Here is a 25,081-nt window from a genome sequence, read left to right as displayed (position 1 = left end):
CGATCGTGCCACAACCCCCAGACCCGCACAATTGGCCGTTCGGCAAATAGCCGTTGCGCGAACTCGCCATTACAATGCGCCGATGAGCAAATCCAGACACGTCTCCGAAACGCCCGCCACGCAGTTGCTGCGCCGCCATGGCGTCGCGTTCGGCGAGCATCCTTACGACTACGTCGAGCACGGCGGCACCGCGGAATCATCGCGCCAGCTCGGCGTGGACGAGCATCATGTCGTAAAGACGCTCGTGATGGAAGACGAGCACGCGAAGCCGCTGATCGTGCTGATGCACGGCGACCGCACCGTCAGCACGAAGAACCTCGCGCGGCAGATCGGCGCGAAGCGCGTCGAGCCGTGCAAGCCCGAGGTCGCGAACCGGCATTCGGGTTATCTGATCGGCGGCACGTCGCCATTCGGCACGCGCAGGCAGATGCCGGTGTACGTCGAGTCGAGCATTCTCGAGATGGAGCGGATCTGGCTGAACGGCGGCCGGCGCGGCTTTCTCGTCAGCATCGAGCCGAAGGTGCTGACCGAACTGCTTGCGGCGAAGCCGGTGCAATGCGCGAGCGTCGATTGACCTTCGCTTCGATGCGCGCGTCGGGGTTGGCACGGGGTGCGTTGAGCGTGTGTAGACGTTTGCCTCAATGTTTTTCGCGCGCATGCGTTCGGTAGAATATGCGCCGCCCTGTTTCGAGTGGCATGCCCTGATGCGGTTGGGGTGTCGAGTGTCAGACCGCGATTCTTATAAGAGTCCCCGATGCAAAACCTGATCGTCGCCGTCGTTGCCTATCTGATCGGTTCGTTGTCGTTTGCCGTGATCGTGAGCGCGCTGATGGGTCTCGACGACCCTCGCTCGTATGGCTCGGGCAACCCGGGTGCCACCAACGTGCTGCGCAGCGGCAGCAAGAAGGCGGCGATTCTCACGCTGATCGGCGATGCCTTCAAGGGCTGGCTGCCGGTGTGGCTGGTCGCGCATTTCGGCGCGCGCTACGGGCTCGACGACCGGTCGATCGCGATCGCGTCGATTGCCGTGTTTCTCGGCCACCTGTATCCGGTGTTCTTCCGCTTCAAGGGCGGCAAGGGCGTCGCGACCGCCGCGGGCGTGCTGCTCGCGATCAACCCGACGCTGGGTGTCGCCACGTTGCTGACCTGGTTGATCGTTGCGTTCTTCACGCGTTATTCGTCGCTCGCGGCACTGTGTTCCGCGCTGTTCGCACCGCTCTTTTACGTGTTCCTGTTCGGGCCGCGCATCGTCGCGCTGGCGATTCTCGTGATGAGCCTGCTGCTCGTGTGGCGGCATCGCGGCAATATTACGAAGCTGATGCGCGGGCAGGAGAGCCATATCGGCGACAAGAAGAAGGTCGCGAGTCCGGCGGCCGGCAACGATCTTTGAGGGGAAGGGTTTCGCGCGAGGCTGCGTCGACAGCCCCGCGCGCGGCACGACGGCTTAGTCGCGGAAATTATTGAAATCGAGCGGCGTGTCCGTCACGTCCTTGCGCAGCAGCGCGATCACGCTTTGCAGATCGTCCCGCTTGGCGCCGGTGATGCGCACCGCGTCGCCCTGGATGCTCGCCTGAACCTTGATCTTGCTGTCCTTCACGATGCGCACGATTTTCTTCGAGAGATCGCCGGACACGCCCTTCTTGATCTTGATGACCTGCTTGACCTTGTCGCCGCCGATCTTCTCGATCTTGCCATGGTCGAGGAAGCGCACGTCGACATTGCGCCTGGCCATTTTCGACAGCAGCACGTCCTTGACCTGGCCGAGCTTGAAGTCGTCGTCGGCATAGGCGGTGAGTTCGTTTTCCTTTTGTTCGACGCGCGCGTCGGACCCCTTGAAGTCGAAGCGCGTGGAAATTTCCTTGTTGGACTGCTCGATCGCGTTCTTCACTTCGATCATGTTTGCTTCGCAGACGACGTCAAACGATGGCATTGCATTCTCCCAATAGTGCGGCGATGCGCGGCGCGGCCGGTCGGCTGCCCGCGGGGCACTCGCTATAATCACGGACCGGACGTCATTTTACCGACGCCACTCCCTTTTGCCCAAGGCCGCCGCGCAGTATCGCGAAGGCGGACGGTCCGGCGCCGGGCGGCACTGCGTTGCCGTCATTCGTCGCCATGCGTTGTTTTCCTGTTCCCGTTCCGATGTCCCAGTCCGCGATGTCCCAATCCGATTCCGCCGCCGGTTCCGATCACTGCGCTTCTTCCCCCGCGCTTTCCCTCGTTGCCGGTTATCCGTTGAAGGCGCGCAACACGTTCGGCTTCGACGTGCGCGCGCAGTTTGCGTGCCTGATCGAGCGTGAAGACCAGTTGCTGGCCGCGGTGCGCGATCCGCGCGTCGCTGGCCTGCCGCGCCTCGTGCTCGGCGGCGGCAGCAACGTCGTGTTGAGCGGCGATTTCGCCGGGCTCGTGCTACTGGTGGCGCTGAGGGGCCGCCGCGTCGTGCGCGAGGACCGGGATGCGTGGTACGTCGAGGTGGCCGGCGGCGAAGCGTGGCACGACTTCGTCGCGTGGACGTTGGCGCAAGGGCTGCCCGGTCTCGAAAATCTCGCGCTGATTCCGGGTACGGTCGGTGCGGCGCCGATCCAGAACATCGGCGCGTACGGGCTCGAGATGTCCGAGCGCTTCGCGTCGTTGCGGGCGATCGAGCTGGCGACCGGCGAGGCAGTCGAGCTGGACGCGCAGGCGTGCCGGTTCGGCTACCGCGACAGCTTTTTCAAGCGGGAAGGGCGCGAGCGTTTCGTGATCACGTCGGTGACGTTCCGTCTGCCGAAGGCGTGGCAGCCGCGCGCCGGGTATGCGGATCTCGCGCGTGAGCTGGCGGCGCGCGGCTATGCGGCGAGCGCGGGGCAAGTCGATGGCGCTGACGGCGTGGATGGCACGGCGAAGCAGCCGACCGCGCAGGCGATTTTCGAGGCCGTGGTGGCGGTACGGCGCGCGAAGCTGCCCGATCCGCTGGAGCTCGGCAACGCGGGGAGCTTCTTCAAGAATCCGGTGATCGACGCCGCGCGGTTCGATACGCTGAAGCACCGCGAGCCGGACATCGTGTCCTATCCGCAGCCGGACGGCTGCGTGAAGCTGGCCGCGGGCTGGCTGATCGACCGATGCGGCTGGAAAGGCCGCGCGATGGGCGCGGCGGCCGTGCATGACCGGCAGGCGCTGGTGCTCGTGAATCGTGGCGGCGCGAGCGGCGCGGAAGTGCTGGCGCTCGCGAAGGCCATTCAGCGCGACGTGCTTGAAAGATTTGGTGTGGAGCTGGAGACGGAGCCGGTTTGCCTGTAGGGGGCGCCGGTTTTCTGCGCCGAGGAATGGAAAAAGGCGCTGGGAGTTTCCTCCCAGCGCCTTTTTTTGTTCCGGTGCCGGTTTGCCTCGTAGTCGTCAAGGCCCCGTTGCCCTTCACGCAGATGTTGCCGCGCTATTTACCGATGGTCCGCTCAGTGATTCAGCTTGCCGAGCAGCAGGTATTCCATCAGTGCCTTCTGCACGTGCAGGCGGTTTTCCGCTTCGTCCCACACGACGCTTTGCGGCCCGTCGATCACTTCCGCGCTGACTTCCTCGCCACGATGGGCTGGCAGGCAGTGCATGAAGAGTGCGTCCGGATTCGCGCGCGCCATCATCTCGGCATCGACGCACCAGTCCGCGAACGCCTTTTTGCGCGCTTCGTTCTCGGCCTCGAAGCCCATGCTGGTCCATACGTCGGTGGTGACGAGATCGGCGCCCGCGCAGGCTTCGTTCGGGTCGTCGAATTCCTCGTAGAACGGCGCGCTTTCCGCCGCGACGAGCGCGCGGTCGAGCTTGTAGCCGGGCGGCGTGGACAGCCGCAGCCTGAAGCCGAGGATTTGCGCGGCTTCGATCCACGTGTACAGCATGTTGTTCGCGTCGCCGACCCACGCGACCGTCTTGTCGCGGATCGGGCCGCGATGCTCGAAGTACGTGAAGATGTCCGCGAGCACCTGGCACGGGTGATATTCGTTGGTGAGCCCGTTGATCACCGGCACGCGCGAATTCTCGGCGAAGCGCTGGATGATGTCCTGGCCGAACGTGCGGATCATGATGATGTCGACCATGCGCGAGATCACCTGCGCGGCGTCTTCGATCGGCTCGCCGCGGCCGAGCTGCGTGTCGCGCGTACTCATGAAGACGGCATGGCCGCCCAGCTGGAAGATGCCGGCTTCGAACGACAGACGCGTGCGCGTCGAATTCTTTTCGAAGATCATCGCCAGCGTGCGATCGTGCAGCGGGTGATAGGTCTCGTAATTCTTGAATTTGCGTTTCAGGATGCGCGCGCGTTCGAGCACGTACTCGTAGTCTTCCAGCGAGAAATCCTTGAACTGCAGGTAGTGGCGAATTTTCTTGGCGGTCATGAAACAAATACGGCGGTCTCACCCGGCAGGATTGCCGGACGGCGCCGCCGTCGTGTGTGGTAACTCAACCCAGCATAAAGGATTTCGCCCTGTTTGACGAGTCGGTGAAAAGGCGGGGAAAGCTGTCTGAAAGCGTTGCGGGGTGTCGGAAAGCGCTTGTGTGCGCTGCGGAAAAAGGACCGCTGCGCTATAATCTGCGGGTTATTCCAAAGCCCGGCAGGCCGGCGTTTCGCATACGAAAACGCGGCTCGCGCGGCGCGGAAAGCCTGCCACGGCGTGGCCGTCATGGCAGGTGCAAGACGGTTCAGCCGGTTTCCCGCAGCAGTTCTCGTGGTGTGGTTCGTCATTGTTGCGTCAGCGTCAGCCTTACCGGTTGCCGGCGGTCGCAAGCGTTTGCCCATGCCCTCTGCGCGAGTCCTGGCGCCTGGCCGGTGCGTTGCCGGTTTGCCGTCATTCCGCCGGGCAGTCACACAGGTATTCCTACATGGCCGAAGCAGCTCCAATCGAATATTTCATTCAGGGCATCACGTCGACCGGAAAAAAATTTCGACCGAGCGACTGGTCGGAGCGGCTCGCGGGTGTGATGTCGTCCTTTGGGCCGGGTGTGAGGAAGGGGCCGAACGCCTATATGCAGTACTCGCTGTATGTCCGGCCGACCATGATCGGCGATCTCAAATGCGTGATTCTCGATTCGCGTCTGCGTGACATCGAGCCGATGGCTTTCGATTTCGTGCTCAATTTCGCGAAAGACAACGATCTCGTCGTGACCGAGGCGTGCGAGTTGGAGCTCGAGCACGCGCCTGAGCCGCAAGCCAAAAGACACGTAATCTAACGCAAGCCAGCCCGATCGATCGTCAAAAACAGAAACCCGCGCGCGAGCAGCGGGTTTTTTTGTGGCTGGGGTCCCGCTGCGATCTGCGCTCGAGCGCAAAACAAAAAAGCCCGCCAAAGCGGGCTTCTCGTGCAGCGGAAACAGGAGGTAGCCCGCCGAAGCGGGCCGACCGGAATTACTGCGCTGCGGGCGCTTGCAGACCCTTGATGGCTGCAGCGAGGCGGCTCTTGTGACGAGCGGCCTTGTTCTTGTGGATGATGTTCTTGTCGGCGATGATGTCGATGGTCTTCGACGATGCCTTGAAGATTTCAGCGGCCTTAGCCTGGTCGCCTGCGTCGATTGCCTTGCGGACAGCCTTGATAGCCGTGCGGAACTTCGAGCGCAGTGCCGAATTGTGCGAGTTTGCCTTGGCGGCCTGGCGGGCGCGCTTGCGTGCTTGTGCGGAGTTAGCCATGACGGTTCCTTATCCTGTTCCTGTTTCCAGTACCCGGCCTTCGAAATGATTTCGGGAGGGCGAGGCGCTGCTTCTCGATCCGAACTTCTGGAAGCGATTGCCCAGAAGCGCAAAAGTGTCGAAAAAATCGATCGAACTACGCGAAGGCGGGCCCGTGTTCCCGATTATTCGAGTGCATTGCCAGGCGGCCTTGGGCCTTACCTGAGAATCCTGCCGACAACCGGTTGAAAACTGAGCGAGCTTCGAAACGGGCGATTATAGCAACAAAATCAGACACGTGGCAACGACAAAGCTGTGGTGGCGCCACGGCCGCCCGCGCGACGCCGTGGCGCCCGTGTTTCTGTTTCGTGCCCCGCGACGCCGTCAACGGGCAAGCGGCGCGCCGCACACCGCAGACGCGAGCGCCAAACCCGTCCACCAGATCCCGCTGCAAACCACCAGCCGTCGTCACTCAAAAACGACGGAAAAAACACAAAAATCGCACCTGGCCGCCGATCGGAGCGAACGTCCGCGCGGCAAATCGGTCCGATTCGCTCTCCGGCTCGTCGCCCGCATTGGCGGGACCCGTATAATAAGCGCCCCATGAATCTATTCCGAGCCCTGCTGACGGTCAGCGGCTTCACGCTGCTGTCGCGCGTGACCGGACTGGCCCGTGAAACGTTGATCGCCCGTGCGTTCGGCGCCAGTCAATACACCGACGCTTTTTACGTCGCCTTCCGCATTCCGAACCTGCTGCGCCGCATTTCCGCCGAAGGCGCGTTCTCGCAGGCCTTCGTGCCGATCCTCGCGGAGTTCAAGAACCAGCAAGGTCATGACGCCACCAAGGCGCTCGTCGACGCGACCTCGACCGTGCTCGCGTGGGCGCTCGCCGTGCTGTCGCTGCTCGGCGTGGTCGGCGCATCGGGCGTCGTGTTCGTCGTCGCGTCGGGCCTCGCGCACGAGGGCCACGCGTATCAGCTCGCGGTCGCGATGACGCGCATCATGTTCCCGTACATCATTTTCATCTCGCTGACGTCGCTCGCGTCCGGCGTGCTGAATACGTACAAGAACTTCTCGTTGCCGGCGTTCGCGCCGGTGCTGTTGAACGTCGTGTTCATCGTCGCGGCGGTGTTTGTCGCGCCGCACCTGCAAACGCCGGTCTACGCGCTCGCATGGGCGGTGATCGTGGGCGGCGTGCTGCAATTCATCGTGCAGTTGCCCGGTCTGAAGAAGATCGACATGGTGCCGCGCATCGGCCTGAATCCGCTGCGCGCGCTCGCGCATCGCGGCGTGAAGCGGGTGCTGTCGAAGATGGTGCCGGCGATGTTCGCGGTCTCGGTCGCGCAGATCAGCCTCATCATCAACACGAACATCGCGTCGCGTATCGGGCCCGGCGCGGTGTCGTGGATCAACTACGCCGACCGGCTGATGGAATTCCCGACCGCGCTGCTCGGCGTCGCGCTCGGCACGATCCTGCTGCCGAGCCTGTCGAAAGCTCACGTCGATGCTGATCCGCACGAGTATTCGTCACTGCTCGACTGGGGCCTGCGCGTCACCTTCCTGCTCGCGGCGCCGAGCGCGGTCGCGCTGTTCTTTTTCGCGCAGCCGCTGACGGCCGTGCTGTTCAACTACGGCAAGTTCGACGGCAACTCGGTCGTGATGGTGAGCCGTGCGCTTGCCGCCTACGGTGTCGGCCTGATCGGCCTGATCCTGATCAAGATTCTCGCGCCCGGCTTCTACGCGAAGCAGGACATCAAGACGCCGGTGAAGATCGGCATCGGCGTGCTGATCGTCACGCAGTTGAGCAACTATGTGTTCGTGCCGGTATTCGCGCACGCGGGTCTGACACTGAGCGTCGGGCTCGGCGCTTGCGTGAATGCGTTGCTGCTGTTCATCGGTCTGCGCAAGCGCGGCATCTATATGCCGTCGCGCGGCTGGCTCAAATTCTTCGTGCAACTGCTCGGCGCCTGCCTCGTGCTTGCCGGGGCGATGCGTTGGCTTGCCATCAGCTTCGACTGGATCGGCATGCATAGTCAGCCGGTCAACCGCATTGCGTTACTCGGTGCGTGCCTCGTGCTGTTCGCGGCGCTATATTTCGGTATGCTCTGGCTGATGGGCTTCAAATACGCGTATTTCAAAAGGCGGGTGAAGTGATCACAACGACGCGGGTTCTCGACTATTTCAGCACGCTCGTCGCCGACGACGAAAGTCTGCCGTTGACGGAGGCGGCGCTGTCGCTCGCGCAGGACGCCTATCCCGATCTCGATCTGCAAGGCGCGCTGGCTGAGATCGATGAACTCGTGCTGCGTCTGCGCCGCCGCCTGCCCGACGACGCCGACATCCGCCAGAAAGTCGGCATCCTGAACCGCTTCTTCTTTCGCGAGCTTGGTTTCGCAAGCAATCTGAACGATTACTACGACCCCGACAACAGTCATCTGAACGTCGTGCTGAAGCGTCGCCGCGGCATTCCGATTTCACTCGCGGTGCTGTATCTGGAGATGGCCGAGCAAATCGGCATTCCGGTGCGCGGCGTGTCGTTTCCGGGCCACTTCCTGCTGCGCGTCACGACACCCGACGGCGACGTGATGCTCGATCCGACCACCGGCCATTCGCTGTCCGAGGCGCAGATGGTCGAAATGCTGGAACCGTACGTGGCGTCGGCCGGCGACTCGATCGGCCGCGCGCTGCGCATGCTGCTGCAGCCGGCCACGCGTCGTGAAATCGTCGCGCGGATGCTGCGCAATCTGAAAGCGGTCTATCTGCAGACCGAACGCTGGCAGCGCCTGCTCGCGGTACAGCAACGTCTCGTGATTCTGCTGCCGGAGAATATCGAGGAAGTGCGTGATCGCGGCTTCGCGTACGCGCGGCTCGATTATCTGCGTCCGGCGCTCGAAGACCTCGAAAACTATCTCGGTGACCGCCCCGATGCCGAGGATGCGACGGTGGTCGAGTCGCAACTGCACGAGCTGCGGCAGCGCACGCGGCATGACGGCGGCGCATAGCGCCACGCACGCACTGTTCACCTGTACCAAACAGCAACGCCTGCACATGAGTAGCGCATGTGTAGGCGTTTTTTTGCGTCAGGCCGTGCGGGGCGGCCCGTCGGAATGCTGTGCCTTACTTCGGCTGCATGCGGATCGCGCCGTCCAGACGGATCACTTCGCCGTTGAGCATCGGATTGTCGAAAATCTGCTTGGCGAGCATCGCGTATTCCGCCGGCTTGCCGAGACGTGGCGGGAACGGCACCATCGCGCCCAGCGCGTCCTGCACTTCCTGCGGCATGCCGAGCAGCATCGGCGTTTCGAAGATGCCGGGGGCGATCGTCATCACGCGTATCGCGTTGCGCGACAGGTCGCGCGCGATCGGCAGCGTCATGCCGACCACGCCGCCCTTCGACGCGGAGTAGGCCGCCTGGCCGATCTGGCCGTCGTACGCGGCGACCGACGCCGTGTTGATGATCACGCCGCGCTCGCCATAGGCGTTCGGTTCGTTCTTCGACATTTGCGCCGCGGCGAGCCGGATCATGTTGAACGTGCCGATCAGGTTGATCGAGATCGTGCGCGTGAACAGATCCAGCGAATGCGGGCCGTCCTTGCCGACGGTTTTCGAAGCCGGCGCGACGCCCGCGCAATTGACGAGGCCACGCAGCGTGCCGAGCTTCGTCGCGGCCTCGACGGCCTTGAGCGCATCGTCTTCGCGGCTCACATCGCATTTGACGAACACGCCGCCGAGTTCCTTCGCGAACGCTTCGCCCGCGTCCAGATTCAGGTCGGCAAGCACGACCTTGCCGCCGTTTTCGACGATGAGGCGCGCGGTGGCGGCGCCCAGGCCCGATGCACCGCCGGTGATCAGGAACACATTGTCACGAATCTCCATGTCTTCTCCTTTGCTACGGTTGTTCAGTACTGTCTCGATCGAATATTTTTCCGACGATCGATTGTAGCGGCTATGTTGCAATGCGGAAAGCAAAGGAACGGCAGCGATAGCGCGTGGGGCGGCGTTTTGGGGGGAATGCGCGCAGACAGGGAGGACTAACTAATTCACCTGAGGAATCGATAAGTCCCGATCAGCATGCGGCAACAAAAAACCCGCCGACATGGGCGGGTTTTTCGTCGAACGCCGACAGCGGGTGACGCTTACTTCAGCGCGTCGAACGCCCGGGCGCGGATTTCGTCGACGCTGCCAAGGCCCGAAATACGGCGGTATTGCGGCGCCTTCAGCGTGCTCGACGCAGTGCCGTTCCTTGCCCAGTTGTTGTAGTACTCGATCAGCGGCTTGGTTTGCGACTCGTACACTTCGAGGCGCTTCTTGACCGTTTCTTCCTTGTCGTCGTCGCGCTGGATCAGCGGCTCGCCGGTCACGTCGTCGACGCCTTCGACCTTCGGCGGATTGAACTTGACGTGATACGTGCGGCCCGAAGCCGGGTGCGAGCGGCGGCCGCTCATACGCATGATGATCTCGTCGAACGGCACGTCGATTTCGAGCACGTAGTCGATCGCGACGCCGGCCTGCTTCATCGCCTCGGCTTGCGGAATCGTGCGCGGGAAGCCGTCGAACAGATAGCCGTTCGCGCAGTCCGGCTGCTGCAGGCGCTCCTTCACGAGATTGATGATCAGTTCGTCGGTGACCAGCTCACCCGCGTCCATGAAACGCTTCGCTTCGAGGCCGAGCGGCGTGCCTGCCTTGACGGCCGCGCGCAGCATGTCGCCGGTCGAAATTTGCGGAATGCCGAACTTTTCCTTGATGAAGTTTGCCTGAGTGCCCTTGCCAGCGCCCGGTGCACCCAACAGGATCAAACGCATGTCATATCTCCAGATCTATGTGAATTCTTTGCTGACGCGGCCATTCTTCCGACGGCACTCCAAGGGCCCTCATCAGCCACCGTTTCATGTCTTGCGCTGCACGTCGACATACGACGGCGCTGCAAAACGTCAACGGCGCGACCGGGACGACCCCGCATGCCGCGCATTATGTGGGAGGCGCGTACAAGCGTCCGATTATGCCATGGGTTCCGGCGCTCAAGACCCGAATAAAGCCCGTACACGCGCGAGATCGGCGGGGGTGTCGACGCCCGGCAGCGGCACGTCATGCGTGACGAGTACGGCGATGCGTTCACCATGCCACATCGCACGCAACTGTTCGAGCGCTTCGACCTGCTCGATCGGCGAGATCGCGAGGCTCGGGTAGGTGCGCAGGAATTTCGCGCGATACGCATAGAGGCCGATATGCCGGTACACGATGGCGGGCGCGGGCGGTGCGGGCATCGACGCGACATCGGGCCAGTGCGGTTGCCACGCATCGCGCGCCCACGGAATCGGCGCGCGCGAGAAATACAGCGCGACGCCGCGCGCATCGGGCACGACCTTGACGACGTTCGGACTGAAAATTTCGACGGGATCGGTGATCGGATGCGCGGCGGTGGCGATCGCGCAACCGCTCACCGCCGCGAGATGCGTGGCGACGCCGCGCACGAGCGCCGGATCGATCAGCGGTTCGTCGCCCTGCACGTTGACGACGATCGTGTCGTCGCTCCAGCCGAAGCGCGTCGCGACTTCCGCGAGACGGTCGGTGCCCGACGGATGATCGGCGCGCGTGAGTACGGCATCGAAGCCGTGGTCGTGCGCCGCGTCGAGCACCGCCTGCTCGTCCGATGCGATCAATACCTGCTGCGCGCCCGATTCGCGCGCGCGTTCCGCGACCCGCACCACCATCGGCTTGCCGCCGATGTCCGCGAGCGGCTTGTTGGGCAGACGCGTCGACGCGAGGCGGGCCGGCACGACGGCGATAAACGGGTGAGTGGCAGTGTGGGTCATCGGATGAAGGAAGGGCGGCGAGAGGATCGGAGCAGGCGTCGGAACGAGCGTCGGTACAAACGCCGGGGAAGCGGCTGCGCCCGCGGCGCATAGCCGGACTCAGACGTGCACAGGAAAAACGAAGGCGGCGGCGGATAGATTATGCGGTGAACCTGCGCGAAAATCCTCATTTGCGCGAGGGGGATTGCATTACCGGGCCTCGCGCTGTCGATCTGCTTCAGGCAACCGAGCCCGGATTCAGATCGACCGGCGTGCCTTCGACGGTCTGCCGCGCTTCATCGACCAGCATCACGGGGATGCCGTCGCGGATCGGGTAGGCGAGCTTGTCCGCGTTGCAGATCAGTTCCTGCGCGGCGCGGTCGTAGCTGAGCGGGCCCTTGCAGATCGGGCAGACGAGAATTTCAAGCAGGCGAGCGTCCACGGACTTTCTCCACGACTAATGCAGTGAGGCGGTGATCGAGCGCGGCTTCGACCGGAACTACCCAGATGCGCGCATCGTGCCAGGACCCTAATTTTACCGCATCCTTTTCCGTAATCAGGATCGCGTCGGCGTCGACATCGGTGAACGGATTGCGCTCGAACGCGTAGTGATCGGGCAGCGCGCGGGTCGCGGGCGCGAGGCCGGCCGCGCGCAGCGTCGCGAAAAAACGCTCGGGCGCGCCGATGCCGGCGGCGGCCAGCACGCGCTGACCCGCGAATTGCGCGAGCGGGCGGCGCAGCGCGGGATTGTCGAGATGCCATGCGTCGGCGGGCGCGAGTTGCAGCGCGAACGTGTTCGGCCAGGCGGGCAGCGTGCGCGCGTATGGATCGTTGATCAGCGTCGCGTCGCGGCGGCGCGACAGTGGCTCGCGCAGCGGCCCGGCCGGCAGCAGGAAGCCGTTGCCGCCAAGGCGGTGATCGAACACGACGAGTTCGACGTCGCGCGCGAGACGATAGTGCTGCAGGCCGTCGTCGCTGACGATCACGTCGACGTCGCGGTGCGCGGCGCACAGCGCCTGCGCGGCGGCCACGCGGTCCGGACAGACCCACACCGGCGCGCCGGTGCGGCGCGCGATCAGCAACGGCTCGTCGCCGCCGACGCGCGCCGGCGAGCCCGGCATGACCGGCGTCGGCGTGCTCACGCGCGCGCCGTAGCCGCGCGACACGACACCGGGCGTGAAGCCGGCGGCGCGCAACGCTTCGACGAGCGCGATCACGGTGGGCGTCTTGCCGGTGCCACCGACGGTCACGTTGCCGACCACGACCACCGGCACGCCGATGCGAACCGACTTCAGCCAGCCGAGCGAGAAAGCGGCGCGCCGCGCGGCCGCGATCGCGCCGAATACGCACGCGAGCGGCGCGAGCGCCCACGCGAGCGGTCCGCGCTGCTGCCATTCGCGCGCGAGGCGCGCTTCGAGACGATCGTTGAGTGTGCTCATGAGCGGGTTGCGGGCACCGGCTGCGCGCCGTTCGCCGGATGGGGGCGGCGCGGCGACGCGAAGGCGTGGTGCGCGATACGCGGGGTCAGCATCAACGCGATTCTCCGGGCAATCGAAAATTCAATCGGAAATGAGGCGCAAGTGACGGGCTGGAAGGGCTCCCGCCATCGGCCAGATTTTTGCCGGGGTTTCGGCCGGCGCGGCCGCGCCGGCTCGCTTCGCGGTGCGCCCGGCATACCGTCGAACCCGCCACTCTAGCGCGCGGGCGGCCCGCCCGGCAAGTCGGGTGGCGCGTGCCGCACGCTCGCACAGGCGTTTCCGCGATACCCACAGCCTGTGGATAACTTTGTGGAGAACCTTGCGCCTGATCGGCCGGAAGGGCCATCCCGTGCGCTTTCGCTCGACGCACCGCATCCTTATGGAGATGTAAACGCCATATAAATCAAGGGTATGCTGGAAATTCATAGGCATTCGCGGGGGCTCTGGCGGAATTCGTCAGGCGGTTCCCGCCATGTGGACACTTTTAACAATCTCGCGGTGGCGCTGGACGCCGATAGCCGGTCGGTCTATCGTCTGTCCGGCCAGTCCTACTTATTCCTCGCATGAATCCCGAACCTCCTTTTGCTGCGCCGGCGATGCCCGGTGGTGAGACCGTCGTCCCCGTTTCCGCGCTCAACCGCGCGATAGGCGCGATGCTCGAACGCTCGTTTCCGCTCGTCTGGGTGGCGGGCGAAGTGTCGAATTTCACACGCGCCGCGAGCGGCCACTGGTATTTTTCGATCAAGGACGCGCAGGCGCAGATGCGCTGCGTGATGTTTCGCGGACGCGCGCAATACGCCGAATTCATGCCGCGCGAGGGCGACCGCATCGAAGTGCGCGCGCTGGTCACGATGTACGAGCCGCGCGGCGAGCTGCAACTGAACGTCGAGGCGGTGCGCCGTACCGGCCAGGGGCGTCTGTACGAAGCGTTTTTGCGGCTCAAGGCGCAACTCGAGGCCGAAGGCCTTTTTGCCGCCGAGCGCAAGCGCGCGTTGCCCGCGCATCCGCGGGCGATCGGCATCGTTACGTCGTTGCAGGCCGCCGCGTTGCGCGACGTGCTGACCACGTTGTCGCGCCGCGCGCCGCATATTCCGCTGATCGTTTATCCGGCGCCCGTGCAGGGCGTCGGCGTCGGCGCGAAGCTCGCGGCGATGGTCGAGGCGGCCGGCGCGCGGCGCGAGGTCGACGTGCTGATCGTGTGCCGCGGCGGGGGCTCGATCGAAGACCTGTGGGCATTCAACGAAGAAGTGCTCGCGCGCGCGATCGCGCAAAGCGTGATTCCGGTGGTGAGCGGCGTCGGTCACGAAACCGATTTCACGATCGCCGATTTCGCCGCCGATGTGCGCGCGCCGACGCCGACCGGCGCCGCCGAACTCGTGAGCCCGCAGCGTGTGCTGTTGCTGCGCGAACTCGATCATCGGCACGCGACGCTCGCGCGCGCATTCGGCCGCATGATGGAGCGGCGCGCGCAGCAGCTCGACTGGCTCGCGCGCCGGCTCGTGTCGCCGGCCGAGCGGCTCGCGCGGCAACGCACCCATCTGCAGCAGTTACGCGCGCGGCTCGCGTCCGCGGGCGCGCGTCCGGTGCGTGACGCGCGGGCCCGCTTTGCGCTGCTGCAGATGCGCTGGCAGCGCTGGCGTCCGGATCTCGCGGCCGAGCGCAAGAGCATCGACAATCTCGCGCAGCGATTGAACACCGCGTTGCTACGCCAGCACGAACGTCAGGTCGCGCGCATCGATACGCTTGCCGCGCGGCTCGAAGTGCTCAGCCCGCAACGCACGCTCGAGCGCGGTTATGCGGCAGTGCTCGATGCGCAGAGCGGTCGCGCGGTGCGCGCGCCGTCGTCGCTGAAACCGGGCCGGCGCCTGACGATGCATTTCGCCGAAGGATCGGCCGACGTCGCGCTCGCCGACGTACAGGCGCGTCTGAGCGACGGCTTCTGAGGTTTTTCTGGCGTTTCATGGATGGCGCGTCCTGTCCTGTTCGTTGTCCTGCAAACGAGGCAGGCACGCGCCGTGCGAATCCGTTTTCAAGGCTCTATTTGCCGCATGTTTGTCATACCCGGCATAAAGTCCGTTGGTTTGCGGGGTTATTCCAACTCGCCTACAATCGAGTGCTCGATAGCGTCATCCTCGCAGACTCCCCACAACAGATACAGACAGAAGGAAAGCACCATGGAACATACGCTCCCGCCGTTGCCGTTCGCGAAAAACGCGCTCGCTCCGCACATGTCGGAAGAGACGCTCGAGTATCACTACGGCAAGCATCACCAGACCTATGTGACCAACCTGAACAATCTGATCAAGGGCACGGAGTTCGAAAACCTGCCGCTGGAAGAGATCGTCAAGAAGTCGTCGGGCGGCTTGTTCAACAACTCGGCTCAAGTCTGGAACCACACGTTTTTCTGGAACAGCCTGTCGCCGCAAGGTGGCGGCGCACCGACCGGCGCACTGGGCGACGCAATCAACGCCAAGTGGGGCTCGTTCGACAAGTTCAAGGAAGAATTCACGAAGACCGCGGTCGGCACGTTCGGCTCGGGCTGGGCATGGCTCGTGAAGAAGGCTGACGGTTCGCTCGATCTCGTGTCGACGAGCAACGCCGCCACGCCGCTCACCACCGACGCCAAGCCGCTGCTGACGATCGACGTGTGGGAGCACGCGTACTACATCGACTACCGCAACGCGCGTCCGAAGTTCGTCGAAGCATTCTGGAACATCGCCAACTGGGAATTCGCGGCGAAGAACTTCGCGTGAGATTGCCGGCTGCTGTCTGCCGCGTGAGGTCGTGATGTGACGTGAGGTTCGGGCAGCCCGAACCGATGCTTGCAAGTGCGATCGAGCGCGGTAACGGAAAGATGAAAGCCCTCCTGTGTGAGGGCTTTCTGTTTTCCTGGGGTTGATTGGTACTCGCTCGCGAGAGGTTCAGGGTTTCTTCCCTGAATTCCCTGAAACGTCGATGTGTCTTTCCCGGCGATTTCTGAAAGAAGATTGTCACAGTTGGTAACTGCGGCGGCGTGTGTGCGGCGCGGCGAGATCGTTCGATGCGAGTCCAGGACGCCTGCGGTGGAATTCGATCACTGGTTCACTTACAAGCGTTCCCCGATATAACGTGCGCGATGAGCTCGTTTTCGTGATCCGCGCGACCCGCATGCACGGTCCGGCGAAAAACTTTCTGTAACGAACCGGTAACCACGGAATTCAGCGATTGGCCTAACGTTTGAATTCCAATGTTTGGAAACGCACTGCCATGATTTCCCGTAATAAAACGATTAGCCTGGCTATTCCCGCCGCCGTCATCGCACTCGCGCTAGGCGGTTGCGCGGTGGCGCCACCGACCGGTCCGAGCATTGTCGCGCTGCCGCATAGCGGCCAGCCGCTCGAACAGTTCCAGCAGGACGACTATGCATGCCGCGATTACGCGAATCGTTCGACCAATCCGTCCGGCGCGGCGCAGGCGGCCACTACGAATAGTGTGAACAGCGCGGCGCTTGGCACGCTCGGTGGCGCGGCGGTCGGCGCGCTGCTCGGTGCGGCGGCGGGCAACGCCGGCGCGGGCGCGGCCATCGGCGCGGGCAGCGGTCTGCTGATCGGCGGCGCGAACGGCGCAAATGGCGCCGAGTATTCGGCCGCCGGCTTGCAGGCGCGCTACGACGCTGCCTACGCCCAATGCATGACCTCGAAGGGCGATACGATCGCGCAGCCGCAGCCTTACTACGCGCCGCAACCGGTGTATGTCCAGCCCCGGCCTTATTACGCGCCGCCGCCGGTCATGTATGCGCCCTATCCGTACTATTGAGCGTGCTACCGGGTTGATCCGTCCGTGGCCGTGACTGCAATGGCCGGCCGCTGTAAGGATCTTGTTATATCTGGTTCATTGCGCCGATGGTCACGCGCGGCCAACGACTACGTCGGGGCGACGAACGGGATCGCGGTGTTTGGCCTGTCATGACGGGTGTCGTGGCGTGCTTATTCCGTGTTGTCCGCTGACGCTGCTTTCCGTGGGCGACGCCCGCGCGATGTTGTTTTTCGCGTTGCCTGCCTTGTTGACGCAGAGGCTTCTTCCGCGCTGACTGCCGATGCGGGCGGCTCGGCTGGCGCGGCGATCTCGGGCACTTCATCGATCGTTCGCGGCGTGCCTGGCTTCACCTTCTTCGCAGCCGTCTTGCGCGATGCGCGCTTTTTGGTGCTTTTGGGCTGCCCGCTTTGGTCGGCGTCCGTTTCCGGTTCGTTTTCGCTACCTACGACGACGGGTTCAACGGCAATGCTTTCCGCCGCGGTGACCGAAGAGGTGTTGGACTGGTCGGCGATGAGTCCGTGTGCGGAGGGTGTTTGCTCGTGCGTCTCTTCCCGCTGGAACGGCTCGACGTGGGCAGTGTGCTCCGCGTGTTCGGCGGCAACCGGCTCGATGGCAGCGGGCTCCTCATGAGACGCTTCATTATCAGCGGCTTCGTGCTGGCCACGGCCTGCCTTGCGATTGCCCCGGTCCTTGCGACGCGACTTGTGCTTGCTGCCCGGCTCGGCAGTGGCCACTTGCGCAGCCTGCGCCTCATATGCGCGTTCAACGGCGTGTTCAACCAACTCGGCTTCACCAGGTTGTTCATTCGCGGTTTCGCTCGCGACGCTCACTGCCGCGCTTCGATACACATACGCGCCTGATTTCTCGTCACGGCCGAATTCAAGTAGCCCACGCGCTTGCGCTTCTTCCAGCAGATTGCCAAAAGCACGAAACCCGTAGTACGTCTCGTTGAAATCCGGTTTGCGCCGTTTGATTGCGTTCTTCAGCACGGACGCCCAGATCTTGCCGCTGTCGCCGCGTTCGGAAGCGAGCGCATCGAATGTTTGCACGGCGATTTCAACGGCTTTGCTGCGGCGTTTTTCGAGATCTTCCTTGGGCCGGGCCTTCTCTTCATCCGGCGAACGCCTGGCTGGCTGCTGGGCGCTTTGTGGCTGGCGCGACGATTCTCGCCTCACGACCGAGCGTTGGCTTTCGCGCACGAGGTCGTCGTAAAAAAAGAACTCGTCGCAATTCGCAATCAGCAGATCCGAGGTGGACTGCTGCACACCGACGCCGATCACCTGTTTGGCGTTTTCGCGCAGTTTCGACACGAGCGGTGAAAAATCCGAGTCGCCGCTGATAATGACGAACGTATTGACGTGCGATTTCGTGTAGCAGAGATCGAGCGCGTCGACTACGAGCCGGATGTCGGCGGAATTCTTGCCCGACTGACGCACATGCGGAATCTCGATCAACTCGAAATTGGCCTCGTGCATCGCCCCTTTGAAGCTCTTGTAGCGATCCCAGTCGCAATACGCCTTCTTGACGACGATGCTGCCTTTGAGCAGCAGGCGTTCGAGCACCAGCTTGATGTCGAATTTGTCGTACTTCGCGTCGCGCACGCCGAGCGCGACATTTTCGAAGTCGCAGAATAGCGCCATGCTGACGTTTTCGTTGGATGACGCCATGTGTATCTCCATTGAAGCGGTCGTCGAATTCGACGAATCGCGACATGATAGCGATTCCAGCGAAGGTGAGCAGCTTTTGCGCTCCGGTCGCACTGCGGGATTAAAAACTGCGTCGGGCGGCGACGAGGCGGTTGCGCTACATGTTCTCGTGGCGGTTCGGGGGGGCGCCGCTCAGTACCGCGCGAGTTTCCAGCACTTCGTCGATCAATCCATACTCCCTCGCTTCCAGCGCCGACATGAAGTTGTCACGGTCGGTATCGCGCTCTATTTCTTCGATGCTGCGGCCGGTCCTTTCGGCCATTATCGCGTTGAGACGCGCTCGTAAATACAGGACCTCTTTTGCCTGGATTTCGATATCCGCCGCGGTGCCCTGGCCGCCGCCGGACGGCTGGTGAATCATGATGCGCGCATTCGGCAGCGCATACCGTTTGCCGCGTTGACCCGCGGTGAGCAGGAATGTGCCCATGCTCGCGGCAAACCCGGTGCACAACGTCGAGACCTCCGGCTTGATGAACTGCATGGTGTCGTAAATCGCGAGGCCGTCGTACACCGAGCCGCCCGGCGAGTTGATATAAAAGGAAATATCCTTGTCCGGATTCTCCGATTCCAGAAATAGCAGTTGCGCGACAATGAGACTGGCCGACTGCTCGTTTACCGGTCCGACCAGAAAGACGATGCGCTCGCGCAACAGACGGGAGTAAATGTCATACGCGCGCTCGCCGCGGCCGGATTGCTCGATCACGGTGGGCACGAGGCCCAGACCGGAGGGGGACGAACAGGTGGAATACATGGGTTCCTCGTTACGGGTGGTTCCTGGCGGGCGGGGTGCCGGTTCAAAAAACAGAACCGCGCGCGCCATGCGGCGGTTGTTGCTCATTTGACGAAGCGGCGGCCGGCCGTGTGACAGGAAATTTTTTTCGCTGCGCTGTCACATCGCCGGTTGCCCCGGCGTCAAGTTGAAAGAATGCCGGCGATGGCAACGGGCTGACCAATGTCGCACAATGCCCGTCATTACGCCGGCGCGCCTTTTTCACCACGCACGATCTGGAGGTCTACGCATGACGGAACAGGGAATCGACAAGGCGTCCAGTTTCGAGGCCGCGCGCGCCCGTTTGCTGGCGCTCGCGTATCGGATGCTCGGCAGCCGCGCGGAAGCGGAAGACGTGGTGCAGGACGTCTGGCTCAAATGGCATCTGGCTGATACGCAGGCGGTGCAAACACCGGCGGCATGGCTCACCACCATTACCACGCGCGCGGCGATCGACCGGTTGCGGCACGCGCAGCGCGAGCGCGCGTCGCAGGCCACCGGCTGGCTGCCGGAACCGTGGCTCGACGAGGTCGCGCCGTCTGCGGAGGAACTGGCGTTGCGCGCGGCGGATATGTCGTACGGCGTCATGCTGTTGCTCGAACATCTGAAGCCTGACGAACGCGCGGCGTTCGTACTCCACGAAGCGTTCGATTGCGACTATGCGGAGATCGCCTCGATTCTCGAACGCACACCGGCCGCCTGCAGACAGATCGTCCATCGGGCCAAGGCCCGTTTACGGCGTGCGGGCGCGCCGCTGGAGCGGCCCGATCCCGCGGTGCACGGGCGGATCGTCGAGCGTTTGCGTGTGGCGCTGGAAGCGCAGGACCGGGCGGGTTTGCTGCGGCTCTTCAGCGACGCACCTGAAGTGATGAGCGACGCGCCGCTGCGCGTTTCTCCGAATGCGGAACGGGATGCTCCGCGGAATGCGCCGTTGAGCGCCCCTCTGAACCTGCCCCTCGGTGCGCCGGTCCCGGCACCTGCATCCGAACCCTTGCATTCAGGCGAGCCGGCAACGGCGGGATGGGTGGACACGGTAGCGGCGCTCGCGCTGCAGGCGAACAATGCCGAGGTGGTGTCGATGGAAGGCGCCGTGTGTATCGCGTTGCTCTGCGAAGGCGACGTCGTCGGGGTGATCGACGTGCTGACGGACGGTGCAACGGATGCTTCGGCGAAGATCGTCGCGTTGCGCATCGTGACCAGGACCGAGCGTTTGCGGGCCGCCAACCGCATGCTGGGTCGCGAGGCGGTCAGGCAACTGCTCGCCAGGATCCAGCAGCGTTCGGGGTTTTCAACTGCGGTGAGCCGCGACTTCCCAGTTGATGTCTACGCATAGCACCTGCGTGCCATGGGGCGTATGGGCAGCGATCGACGCAGTCACACACAGGTGCGCTTCATTGATCGACAGATACGGCGGCGTCAGATGCACTTGACCGGGTTGGCGCATTGCCTGAATAAAGTACGGGCGGCGTTCCCAACTCGCGCCTTCCGAATGCAGCAGCGGGCGGAAGCGCTTGGCGCGTTGCGATGTGCGGCCCGGCGGCAACACGTTGTCGCCGATCTGCCGGCCCGAGCCGTCCAGCACGAAGCAGCGCGCTGTTTCGCCCAGCGCCAGCAGCGGCGCGGTGGCCTGACCGACCGGTTCCCCGGCAACCAGTTGCGCGGCGGCTGCCTCGAGCGCGGTGACATAAGGGGTAAGCCGGGCGGATTGCGCCTTCTCGCGAGCGGCAACGCGTTCGCGCAGCGCCGCGGAGAGCGAGTCCATCAGGCCGGCCGCGACTTGCGGCTTGACCGGTTCGACGCTCGGGCCCGCGAAAAACGCGCCCTGGACGAAGTCCACGTTGCATTCGAGCGCGATCAGCGCGTCACGTTCGGTGCTCAGGCTGCCCATCAGCACCAGTTGCCCGGATTCGTGCAGCAGCGAGACGAGACCCGGCAGTACGCGCTCGATGTGCGAATGCTCGCTCGCCTGCGCGAGGATGCAGCGGTCGAGTGTGACGATGTCCGGCCGCAGATTCCACACGCGGTCGATGTTCGAATGCTTGGCGCCGAAGCCGTCCAGCGCGATCAGGAAACCGGATTTGCGCAGCGCGTCGATGATTTCGGCAAATCGCGTGGTTTCGCCGCCCGCCTGTTCCGACACTTCGAGAACTACGCGCTGCGGCGGCAGACCGAGCGTCTTCAGGCTGGCAAGCAGTGCGTCGCCGTAACTGGTGTCCATCAGCGCAGCGGGATGCAGGCTCAGGAAAAGCCATTCGTCGTGGCTGTCGAACGCGTTGAAATTGCCGAGGTGCAGCGATTCGGCCAATCGCCCGAGTTCCAGCAGGTCACCACGCCGCGCGGCCTGCGTGAAAACCTCATGCGAGGGGACCTGGTGCGCATGCTCGTCGTGTGCGCGCAACGATGCGTGATATCCGATCGCCCGCCGGTGCGACACCGAGAAAACTGGCTGGAACACGCTGAAAACGGTGTAGCCGCCATACAGAACGGTGCGCCGGGAGCCTTCGTCACCGGCCATCGGGCGTGGCGGCTGAAAGCCTGGAGGATCGAGTTCGATCATGCTCATCATGTCGGTCGTGTGGAGGTGGCGGCGCTTGCAGGGCTCTGCACGAATTCGCACGCGCAGGTCAAGAGTTTACAGGATAGGCGAGCAAGAACTATGCGCGTGCGCAAACATAGCCGAGGTGTCCAGCAGCCAGGCTCTCAGGCGCCCATTGTGCGCCCGCCGAGGTGCGAAGGCGATCAATCGCACTTCGCTGGTGCGGTGGCCGCCCCGTTGCGGGTCGGCGATGCCTTATCGAAGGCGCTCTCGCGGCATCCGCGCAGATGCGCGCAATCGGCTATTGCTATCGGTCCGGCGTTCAGGTCCGTTCCGAAGGATCGGTCTTTTTCGCGGGCGTGCGGATGTCCGGCGACAACTGCGCGAAGATCCACGACGAGCACGCAGTGATGATGCCGACGCACAGGAACGTCGCATGAAACGCGGGCAGCGAATTGGCGGCGGTCACGCGCTGCATGATGCCGGTAAAGGTCGCCAGCAACGCACCGGCTACGGTTACGCCGAGGCTCATCGAAAGCATCTGCACCAGCGAGAACAGACTGTTGCCGCTGCTCGCGCCGCCGGTGCCGAGGTCCTTGAGCGTCAACGTGTTCATCGCGGTGAACTGGATCGAGTTCACGCCGCCGAAGATCGCCAGTTGAACGAGCCGCAGCCACAGTGGCTGATTCGTGCTGGTCAGCGCAAAGCTCGCCATCATCAGGCCGACCAGAATCGTGTTCGCGATCAGCACGCTTCGGTAGCTGTATCTGAGAATCAGCTTCGTCACGAGGCGCTTGGAGGCCATGCCCGCGGCCGCGACCGGCAGCATCATCAGGCCGGCTTCGAATGCGCTATAGCCGAGACTCACCTGCAACAGCAGAGGGATCAGATAGGGCATCGAACCGCTGCCGATCCGCGCGAACAGATTGCCGAGCAGACCGACGCTAAAGGTATGGATCTTGAAAAGATCGAGCGGGAAGATCGGCGACGGCTCGCGTACCGCGTGCAAACCATAGGCGACGAAACAGGCGAGGCTCAGAATCAGCAGCACCAGCACAGTGGCATGTTGAATGCCGAACTCGGTGCGGCCGTCGAGCGCGAACGAAATCGCCACCATGCCGACAACCAGAAACAGGTAGCCCTTTATATCGAACTTGCCCGTGTCTTCGTTGCGGCTATCCGGCATGAAGATAAACGTCGCGATGCAACCCACGATGCCGACCGGCACGTTGATCAGAAAGATCCAGTGCCACGACGCGATCTTGACGAGCCAGCCGCCGAGCGTCGGGCCGATCAGCGGCCCGATCAGGCCAGGAATCGCCACGAACGACAACGCCGGCAAATAGCGTTCCGCCGGAAAGGTGCGCAGCACCGCGAGCCGTCCCACCGGCAGCAGCATGGCGCCGCCCACGCCTTGCAGCACGCGGAAAACCACCAGTTGATTCAGCGTATGCGCATTCGCGCACAGCAACGAGCCGACAGCGAATATCAGAATCGCGCTAAAGAACACACGCCGCGTGCCGAGCTTGTCGGCCAGCCAGCCGGAGACGGGAATCATCACCGCCATCGTCAGCGAATAGGCAATGACCACCGATTGCATGCGCAGCGGCAACTCGCCGAGGCTCGTCGCCATCGCTGGAAGCGCAGTGTTGACGATGGTCGAGTCCAGCGTCTGCATGAAGAAGCCGGTGGCAACGAGCCACAGCATCACGGTAAGCGAGCGGGCCGAAGGGCCCGAGGCGGTGTCGGGAGCGAGGGAGGGTGGAGTCGGCGTCGTGGACATGGCGGGCGGCTGGGCACGCGGGGGCGGGCTGGGACTCGCTATTCTAGGGAAAAGCGCGGCTCGGCGCAGCGTGAGACGGCGGAGGGCGCGCCGCGCAACGCCCCCGTTGCGGCAACACTTCCTGTTGCGTTTATTCATCCGGCGCCAGCTCGACAGCCGCATGAAAAAACGCCTGTGCCCGCGGCTCGTTGGCGAATGCCACATGAATCCTGATCCACGGACTCACTTCCCGATTCGGCCTGAAGTGCTGACCAGGCAGGACCGTCACACCGAGCGGTACAGCGCATCTCACCAGCCGCTCGGCATCCGTGACATGCGGTACGCGCGCCCACACGAACTTGCCGCCTGCGGGCTCTTCGAAAATCTCCCATCCGGCATCTTCGAGCGTCTGGACGGTCGAGCCAAGCGCGCCGCGCATCTGCCGGCGCAGGCGCTCCAGATATTTGCGATACGCGCCGCGCTCCAGCATCGACACCGCCACCGCTTCGGCAAAGCGCGAGCCGCCAATGCTCGTCAGCATCTTGATATCGACCAGATCCTTGATGATCGCGTGGTTTGCGACCACGCAGCCGATCCGTAGCGATGACGACAGCGTCTTCGACAAACCGCCCACGTAGATCACCTGTTCGAGCTGATCGAGGGTCGCGAGGCGGTCGGTGATCTCGGTCTGGAAATCGGCGTAGATGTCGTCTTCGATGATCTGGAAGCCGTGTTCGCGCGCCAGTTGCAGAAGCCGGAAAGCGACCTGCGGCGCAACCGTGGTGCCGGTCGGATTGTGGAACACGGTATTGATGAGCAGCAGCCTTGGCCGGTGCAACCTGAGCTGCGCCTGCATCACGTCGAGATCCGGACCGTTGCCGGTGCGTGGAATGCCGACCAGCTTCATGCCGTGCAGTCTGAGCAGGCCGTACAGGTTGTAGTAGCCGGGGTCTTCGACAAAGATCGTATCGCCGGGCTTGAGCATGTAGCGCAGCAGCAGATCAAATGCCTGGCTCGCGCCATTGGTGATCAGAATTTGCGACGCATCGGCCTGGATACCCAATTGGGCGATACGGCCTCTCAGGTGTTCGCGCAGGAGTGGATTGCCGAGCGGCGTCGCGTAATCGACCATGCTCGACGGATCGGTACGCGACACATGGCGGATAGCCTGCGCGATGCCGTCCATGTCGCGCCAGCTTTCGGGAATGAAGCCCGTGCTGAGCTTCAGCGTTTCGCCCGGATAGTTGAACTGCTGGAGTAAATGATCCGACTCGACATCGGCGAGGCGTGGGTCCGATGCGCCCTGGCAGCGCATGTCAACCGGCTGACGATCGGCGACATAGAAGCCGGAGCCGTGGCGCGAGTCGACATAGCCGAGCGACACGAGACGGTCATACGCCTCGATTACCGGAAAGCGGCTCACGCCGAAGTCCGCGGAAAACTGGCGGATCGACGGCAGCTTCGAGCCGGGGTGGGCGTTGCGCGAGCGGATCCACGCGCTGACGCCCGTAACGATCTGCTCGGTGAGCGGCACCCCGTTGTCCCGATCGAGCTGGATATCGAGCTTCATACGTCTGCTTCCTTGCTGGCCGGCAAGCGGGAGATTTTTCCGTTCCT

The 25,081-nt window shown here is 63.6% G+C and carries 23 protein-coding genes; 10 read left to right on the top strand and 13 right to left on the bottom strand.

The features are described 5' to 3' along the window. Nucleotides 1–82 precede the first annotated feature (82 nt). Nucleotides 83–574 (top strand): Cys-tRNA(Pro) deacylase, encoded by a 492-nt coding sequence (gene ybaK / locus QM685_RS09405; RefSeq protein WP_415115035.1) that lies wholly within the window; start codon nucleotides 83–85, stop codon nucleotides 572–574. Nucleotides 575–754: 180 nt separating this feature from the next. Then, nucleotides 755–1,390 carry a glycerol-3-phosphate 1-O-acyltransferase PlsY gene (plsY, locus tag QM685_RS09400; protein WP_415115033.1) on the top strand — a complete coding sequence of 212 codons (636 nt, stop codon included), beginning with the start codon at nucleotides 755–757 and terminating at the stop codon, nucleotides 1,388–1,390. 54 nt (nucleotides 1,391–1,444) lie between these two features. On the opposite strand, the gene QM685_RS09395 is transcribed toward plsY, so the two are convergent. Further along, nucleotides 1,445–1,930, bottom strand: coding sequence for a YajQ family cyclic di-GMP-binding protein (locus tag QM685_RS09395; protein ID WP_415115031.1), 486 nt, complete (start codon nucleotides 1,928–1,930; stop codon nucleotides 1,445–1,447). Between the two features lie 227 nt (nucleotides 1,931–2,157). Between QM685_RS09395 and murB the strand changes: the two genes are divergently transcribed. Then, on the top strand, nucleotides 2,158–3,279 hold the full coding sequence (murB, locus tag QM685_RS09390; protein WP_415115029.1) for a UDP-N-acetylmuramate dehydrogenase: 1,122 nt from the start codon (nucleotides 2,158–2,160) through the stop codon (nucleotides 3,277–3,279). A gap of 152 nt (nucleotides 3,280–3,431) precedes the next feature. On the opposite strand, the gene argF is transcribed toward murB, so the two are convergent. Beyond that, complete coding sequence (gene argF / locus QM685_RS09385; protein ID WP_415115027.1) at nucleotides 3,432–4,361, bottom strand: ornithine carbamoyltransferase; 930 nt, start codon at nucleotides 4,359–4,361, stop codon at nucleotides 3,432–3,434. A 484-nt stretch (nucleotides 4,362–4,845) separates the two neighbouring features. Here argF and QM685_RS09380 point away from each other — a divergent pair, with 484 nt between their 5' ends. Then, nucleotides 4,846–5,193 carry a DUF3579 domain-containing protein gene (locus QM685_RS09380; protein ID WP_415115025.1) on the top strand — a complete coding sequence of 116 codons (348 nt, stop codon included), beginning with the start codon at nucleotides 4,846–4,848 and terminating at the stop codon, nucleotides 5,191–5,193. A gap of 175 nt (nucleotides 5,194–5,368) precedes the next feature. On the opposite strand, the gene rpsT is transcribed toward QM685_RS09380, so the two are convergent. Next, a complete protein-coding gene (gene rpsT, locus QM685_RS09375; protein WP_013090353.1) occupies nucleotides 5,369–5,647 on the bottom strand; it encodes a 30S ribosomal protein S20 in 279 nt (92 codons plus the stop codon). A 582-nt stretch (nucleotides 5,648–6,229) separates the two neighbouring features. Here rpsT and murJ point away from each other — a divergent pair. Both murJ and QM685_RS09365 read left to right on the top strand, forming a co-directional pair. Then, complete coding sequence (gene murJ, locus QM685_RS09370) at nucleotides 6,230–7,780, top strand: murein biosynthesis integral membrane protein MurJ (RefSeq protein ID WP_415115023.1); 1,551 nt, start codon at nucleotides 6,230–6,232, stop codon at nucleotides 7,778–7,780. Further along, complete coding sequence (locus QM685_RS09365) at nucleotides 7,777–8,628, top strand: SirB1 family protein (RefSeq protein WP_415115021.1); 852 nt, start codon at nucleotides 7,777–7,779, stop codon at nucleotides 8,626–8,628. The genes murJ and QM685_RS09365 overlap by 4 nt, the downstream gene beginning before the upstream one ends. Before the next feature lie 115 nt (nucleotides 8,629–8,743). Here QM685_RS09365 and QM685_RS09360 read toward each other — a convergent pair whose 3' ends face one another. From QM685_RS09360 to lpxK, 5 genes are all read right to left on the bottom strand, one after another. After that, nucleotides 8,744–9,502: a 3-hydroxyacyl-CoA dehydrogenase gene (locus tag QM685_RS09360; protein WP_415115019.1), complete on the bottom strand. Its 759-nt coding sequence runs from the start codon at nucleotides 9,500–9,502 to the stop codon at nucleotides 8,744–8,746. Nucleotides 9,503–9,762: 260 nt separating this feature from the next. Next, the gene (gene adk / locus QM685_RS09355; protein WP_415115017.1) at nucleotides 9,763–10,428 is read right to left on the bottom strand and encodes an adenylate kinase; all 666 of its coding nucleotides are present in this window, start codon (nucleotides 10,426–10,428) and stop codon (nucleotides 9,763–9,765) included. 216 nt (nucleotides 10,429–10,644) lie between these two features. After that, on the bottom strand, nucleotides 10,645–11,439 hold the full coding sequence (gene kdsB, locus QM685_RS09350; RefSeq protein WP_415115015.1) for a 3-deoxy-manno-octulosonate cytidylyltransferase: 795 nt from the start codon (nucleotides 11,437–11,439) through the stop codon (nucleotides 10,645–10,647). Nucleotides 11,440–11,656: 217 nt separating this feature from the next. Beyond that, nucleotides 11,657–11,860 (bottom strand): Trm112 family protein, encoded by a 204-nt coding sequence (locus QM685_RS09345; protein WP_007180583.1) that lies wholly within the window; start codon nucleotides 11,858–11,860, stop codon nucleotides 11,657–11,659. After that, a complete protein-coding gene (gene lpxK, locus QM685_RS09340; protein ID WP_415115012.1) occupies nucleotides 11,841–12,857 on the bottom strand; it encodes a tetraacyldisaccharide 4'-kinase in 1,017 nt (338 codons plus the stop codon). Before lpxK ends, QM685_RS09345 begins: the two co-directional genes overlap by 20 nt. Before the next feature lie 602 nt (nucleotides 12,858–13,459). Here lpxK and xseA point away from each other — a divergent pair. The 3 genes from xseA to QM685_RS09325 all read left to right on the top strand — a co-directional run bounded on the left by xseA (nucleotide 13,460) and on the right by QM685_RS09325 (nucleotide 16,691). Further along, complete coding sequence (xseA, locus tag QM685_RS09335; RefSeq protein WP_415115010.1) at nucleotides 13,460–14,839, top strand: exodeoxyribonuclease VII large subunit; 1,380 nt, start codon at nucleotides 13,460–13,462, stop codon at nucleotides 14,837–14,839. A 231-nt stretch (nucleotides 14,840–15,070) separates the two neighbouring features. Then, nucleotides 15,071–15,649, top strand: a complete 579-nt coding sequence (locus QM685_RS09330) for a superoxide dismutase (RefSeq protein WP_415115008.1) — start codon at nucleotides 15,071–15,073, stop codon at nucleotides 15,647–15,649. A 493-nt stretch (nucleotides 15,650–16,142) separates the two neighbouring features. After that, on the top strand, nucleotides 16,143–16,691 hold the full coding sequence (locus QM685_RS09325) for a glycine zipper family protein (protein ID WP_415115006.1): 549 nt from the start codon (nucleotides 16,143–16,145) through the stop codon (nucleotides 16,689–16,691). A gap of 170 nt (nucleotides 16,692–16,861) precedes the next feature. On the opposite strand, the gene QM685_RS09320 is transcribed toward QM685_RS09325, so the two are convergent. Continuing rightward, nucleotides 16,862–18,358, bottom strand: coding sequence for an NYN domain-containing protein (locus QM685_RS09320; RefSeq protein ID WP_415115004.1), 1,497 nt, complete (start codon nucleotides 18,356–18,358; stop codon nucleotides 16,862–16,864). A gap of 136 nt (nucleotides 18,359–18,494) precedes the next feature. Next, nucleotides 18,495–19,148 carry an ATP-dependent Clp endopeptidase proteolytic subunit ClpP gene (clpP, locus tag QM685_RS09315; RefSeq protein ID WP_415115393.1) on the bottom strand — a complete coding sequence of 218 codons (654 nt, stop codon included), beginning with the start codon at nucleotides 19,146–19,148 and terminating at the stop codon, nucleotides 18,495–18,497. Between the two features lie 268 nt (nucleotides 19,149–19,416). Here clpP and QM685_RS09310 point away from each other — a divergent pair, with 268 nt between their 5' ends. After that, the gene (locus tag QM685_RS09310) at nucleotides 19,417–20,499 is read left to right on the top strand and encodes a sigma-70 family RNA polymerase sigma factor (RefSeq protein WP_415115002.1); all 1,083 of its coding nucleotides are present in this window, start codon (nucleotides 19,417–19,419) and stop codon (nucleotides 20,497–20,499) included. Here QM685_RS09310 and QM685_RS09305 read toward each other — a convergent pair. From QM685_RS09305 to QM685_RS09295, 3 genes are all read right to left on the bottom strand, one after another. Then, entirely contained in the window at nucleotides 20,455–21,729 is a 1,275-nt protein-coding gene (locus QM685_RS09305) for an EAL domain-containing protein (protein WP_415115391.1), read from the bottom strand. The two genes, QM685_RS09310 and QM685_RS09305, sit on opposite strands and share 45 nt — an antisense overlap. 295 nt (nucleotides 21,730–22,024) lie before the next feature. Then, complete coding sequence (gene mdtD, locus QM685_RS09300; protein ID WP_415115000.1) at nucleotides 22,025–23,485, bottom strand: multidrug transporter subunit MdtD; 1,461 nt, start codon at nucleotides 23,483–23,485, stop codon at nucleotides 22,025–22,027. A gap of 130 nt (nucleotides 23,486–23,615) precedes the next feature. Continuing rightward, nucleotides 23,616–25,034, bottom strand: coding sequence for a PLP-dependent aminotransferase family protein (locus tag QM685_RS09295; RefSeq protein WP_415114998.1), 1,419 nt, complete (start codon nucleotides 25,032–25,034; stop codon nucleotides 23,616–23,618). Nucleotides 25,035–25,081: the final 47 nt, after the last annotated feature.

The organism is Paraburkholderia sp., assembly GCF_047605525.1.
Lineage (GTDB): Bacteria > Pseudomonadota > Gammaproteobacteria > Burkholderiales > Burkholderiaceae > Paraburkholderia.
The sequence above is the reverse complement of the archived record's forward strand: the minus strand, read 5'-3'. Positions and strand labels throughout refer to the sequence as shown.

Coding starts and splice junctions, on each gene's coding strand:
- ybaK (WP_415115035.1), top strand. CDS start 83: ATGAGCAAATCCAGACACGTCTCCGAAACGCCCGCCACGCAGTTGCTG.
- plsY (WP_415115033.1), top strand. CDS start 755: ATGCAAAACCTGATCGTCGCCGTCGTTGCCTATCTGATCGGTTCGTTG.
- QM685_RS09395 (WP_415115031.1), bottom strand. CDS start 1,930: ATGCCATCGTTTGACGTCGTCTGCGAAGCAAACATGATCGAAGTGAAG.
- murB (WP_415115029.1), top strand. CDS start 2,158: ATGTCCCAATCCGATTCCGCCGCCGGTTCCGATCACTGCGCTTCTTCC.
- argF (WP_415115027.1), bottom strand. CDS start 4,361: ATGACCGCCAAGAAAATTCGCCACTACCTGCAGTTCAAGGATTTCTCG.
- QM685_RS09380 (WP_415115025.1), top strand. CDS start 4,846: ATGGCCGAAGCAGCTCCAATCGAATATTTCATTCAGGGCATCACGTCG.
- rpsT (WP_013090353.1), bottom strand. CDS start 5,647: ATGGCTAACTCCGCACAAGCACGCAAGCGCGCCCGCCAGGCCGCCAAG.
- murJ (WP_415115023.1), top strand. CDS start 6,230: ATGAATCTATTCCGAGCCCTGCTGACGGTCAGCGGCTTCACGCTGCTG.
- QM685_RS09360 (WP_415115019.1), bottom strand. CDS start 9,502: ATGGAGATTCGTGACAATGTGTTCCTGATCACCGGCGGTGCATCGGGC.
- adk (WP_415115017.1), bottom strand. CDS start 10,428: ATGCGTTTGATCCTGTTGGGTGCACCGGGCGCTGGCAAGGGCACTCAG.
- kdsB (WP_415115015.1), bottom strand. CDS start 11,439: ATGACCCACACTGCCACTCACCCGTTTATCGCCGTCGTGCCGGCCCGC.
- lpxK (WP_415115012.1), bottom strand. CDS start 12,857: ATGAGCACACTCAACGATCGTCTCGAAGCGCGCCTCGCGCGCGAATGG.
- xseA (WP_415115010.1), top strand. CDS start 13,460: ATGAATCCCGAACCTCCTTTTGCTGCGCCGGCGATGCCCGGTGGTGAG.
- QM685_RS09330 (WP_415115008.1), top strand. CDS start 15,071: ATGGAACATACGCTCCCGCCGTTGCCGTTCGCGAAAAACGCGCTCGCT.
- QM685_RS09325 (WP_415115006.1), top strand. CDS start 16,143: ATGATTTCCCGTAATAAAACGATTAGCCTGGCTATTCCCGCCGCCGTC.
- QM685_RS09320 (WP_415115004.1), bottom strand. CDS start 18,358: ATGGCGTCATCCAACGAAAACGTCAGCATGGCGCTATTCTGCGACTTC.
- clpP (WP_415115393.1), bottom strand. CDS start 19,148: ATGTATTCCACCTGTTCGTCCCCCTCCGGTCTGGGCCTCGTGCCCACC.
- QM685_RS09310 (WP_415115002.1), top strand. CDS start 19,417: ATGACGGAACAGGGAATCGACAAGGCGTCCAGTTTCGAGGCCGCGCGC.
- QM685_RS09305 (WP_415115391.1), bottom strand. CDS start 21,729: ATGAGCATGATCGAACTCGATCCTCCAGGCTTTCAGCCGCCACGCCCG.
- mdtD (WP_415115000.1), bottom strand. CDS start 23,485: ATGTCCACGACGCCGACTCCACCCTCCCTCGCTCCCGACACCGCCTCG.
- QM685_RS09295 (WP_415114998.1), bottom strand. CDS start 25,034: ATGAAGCTCGATATCCAGCTCGATCGGGACAACGGGGTGCCGCTCACC.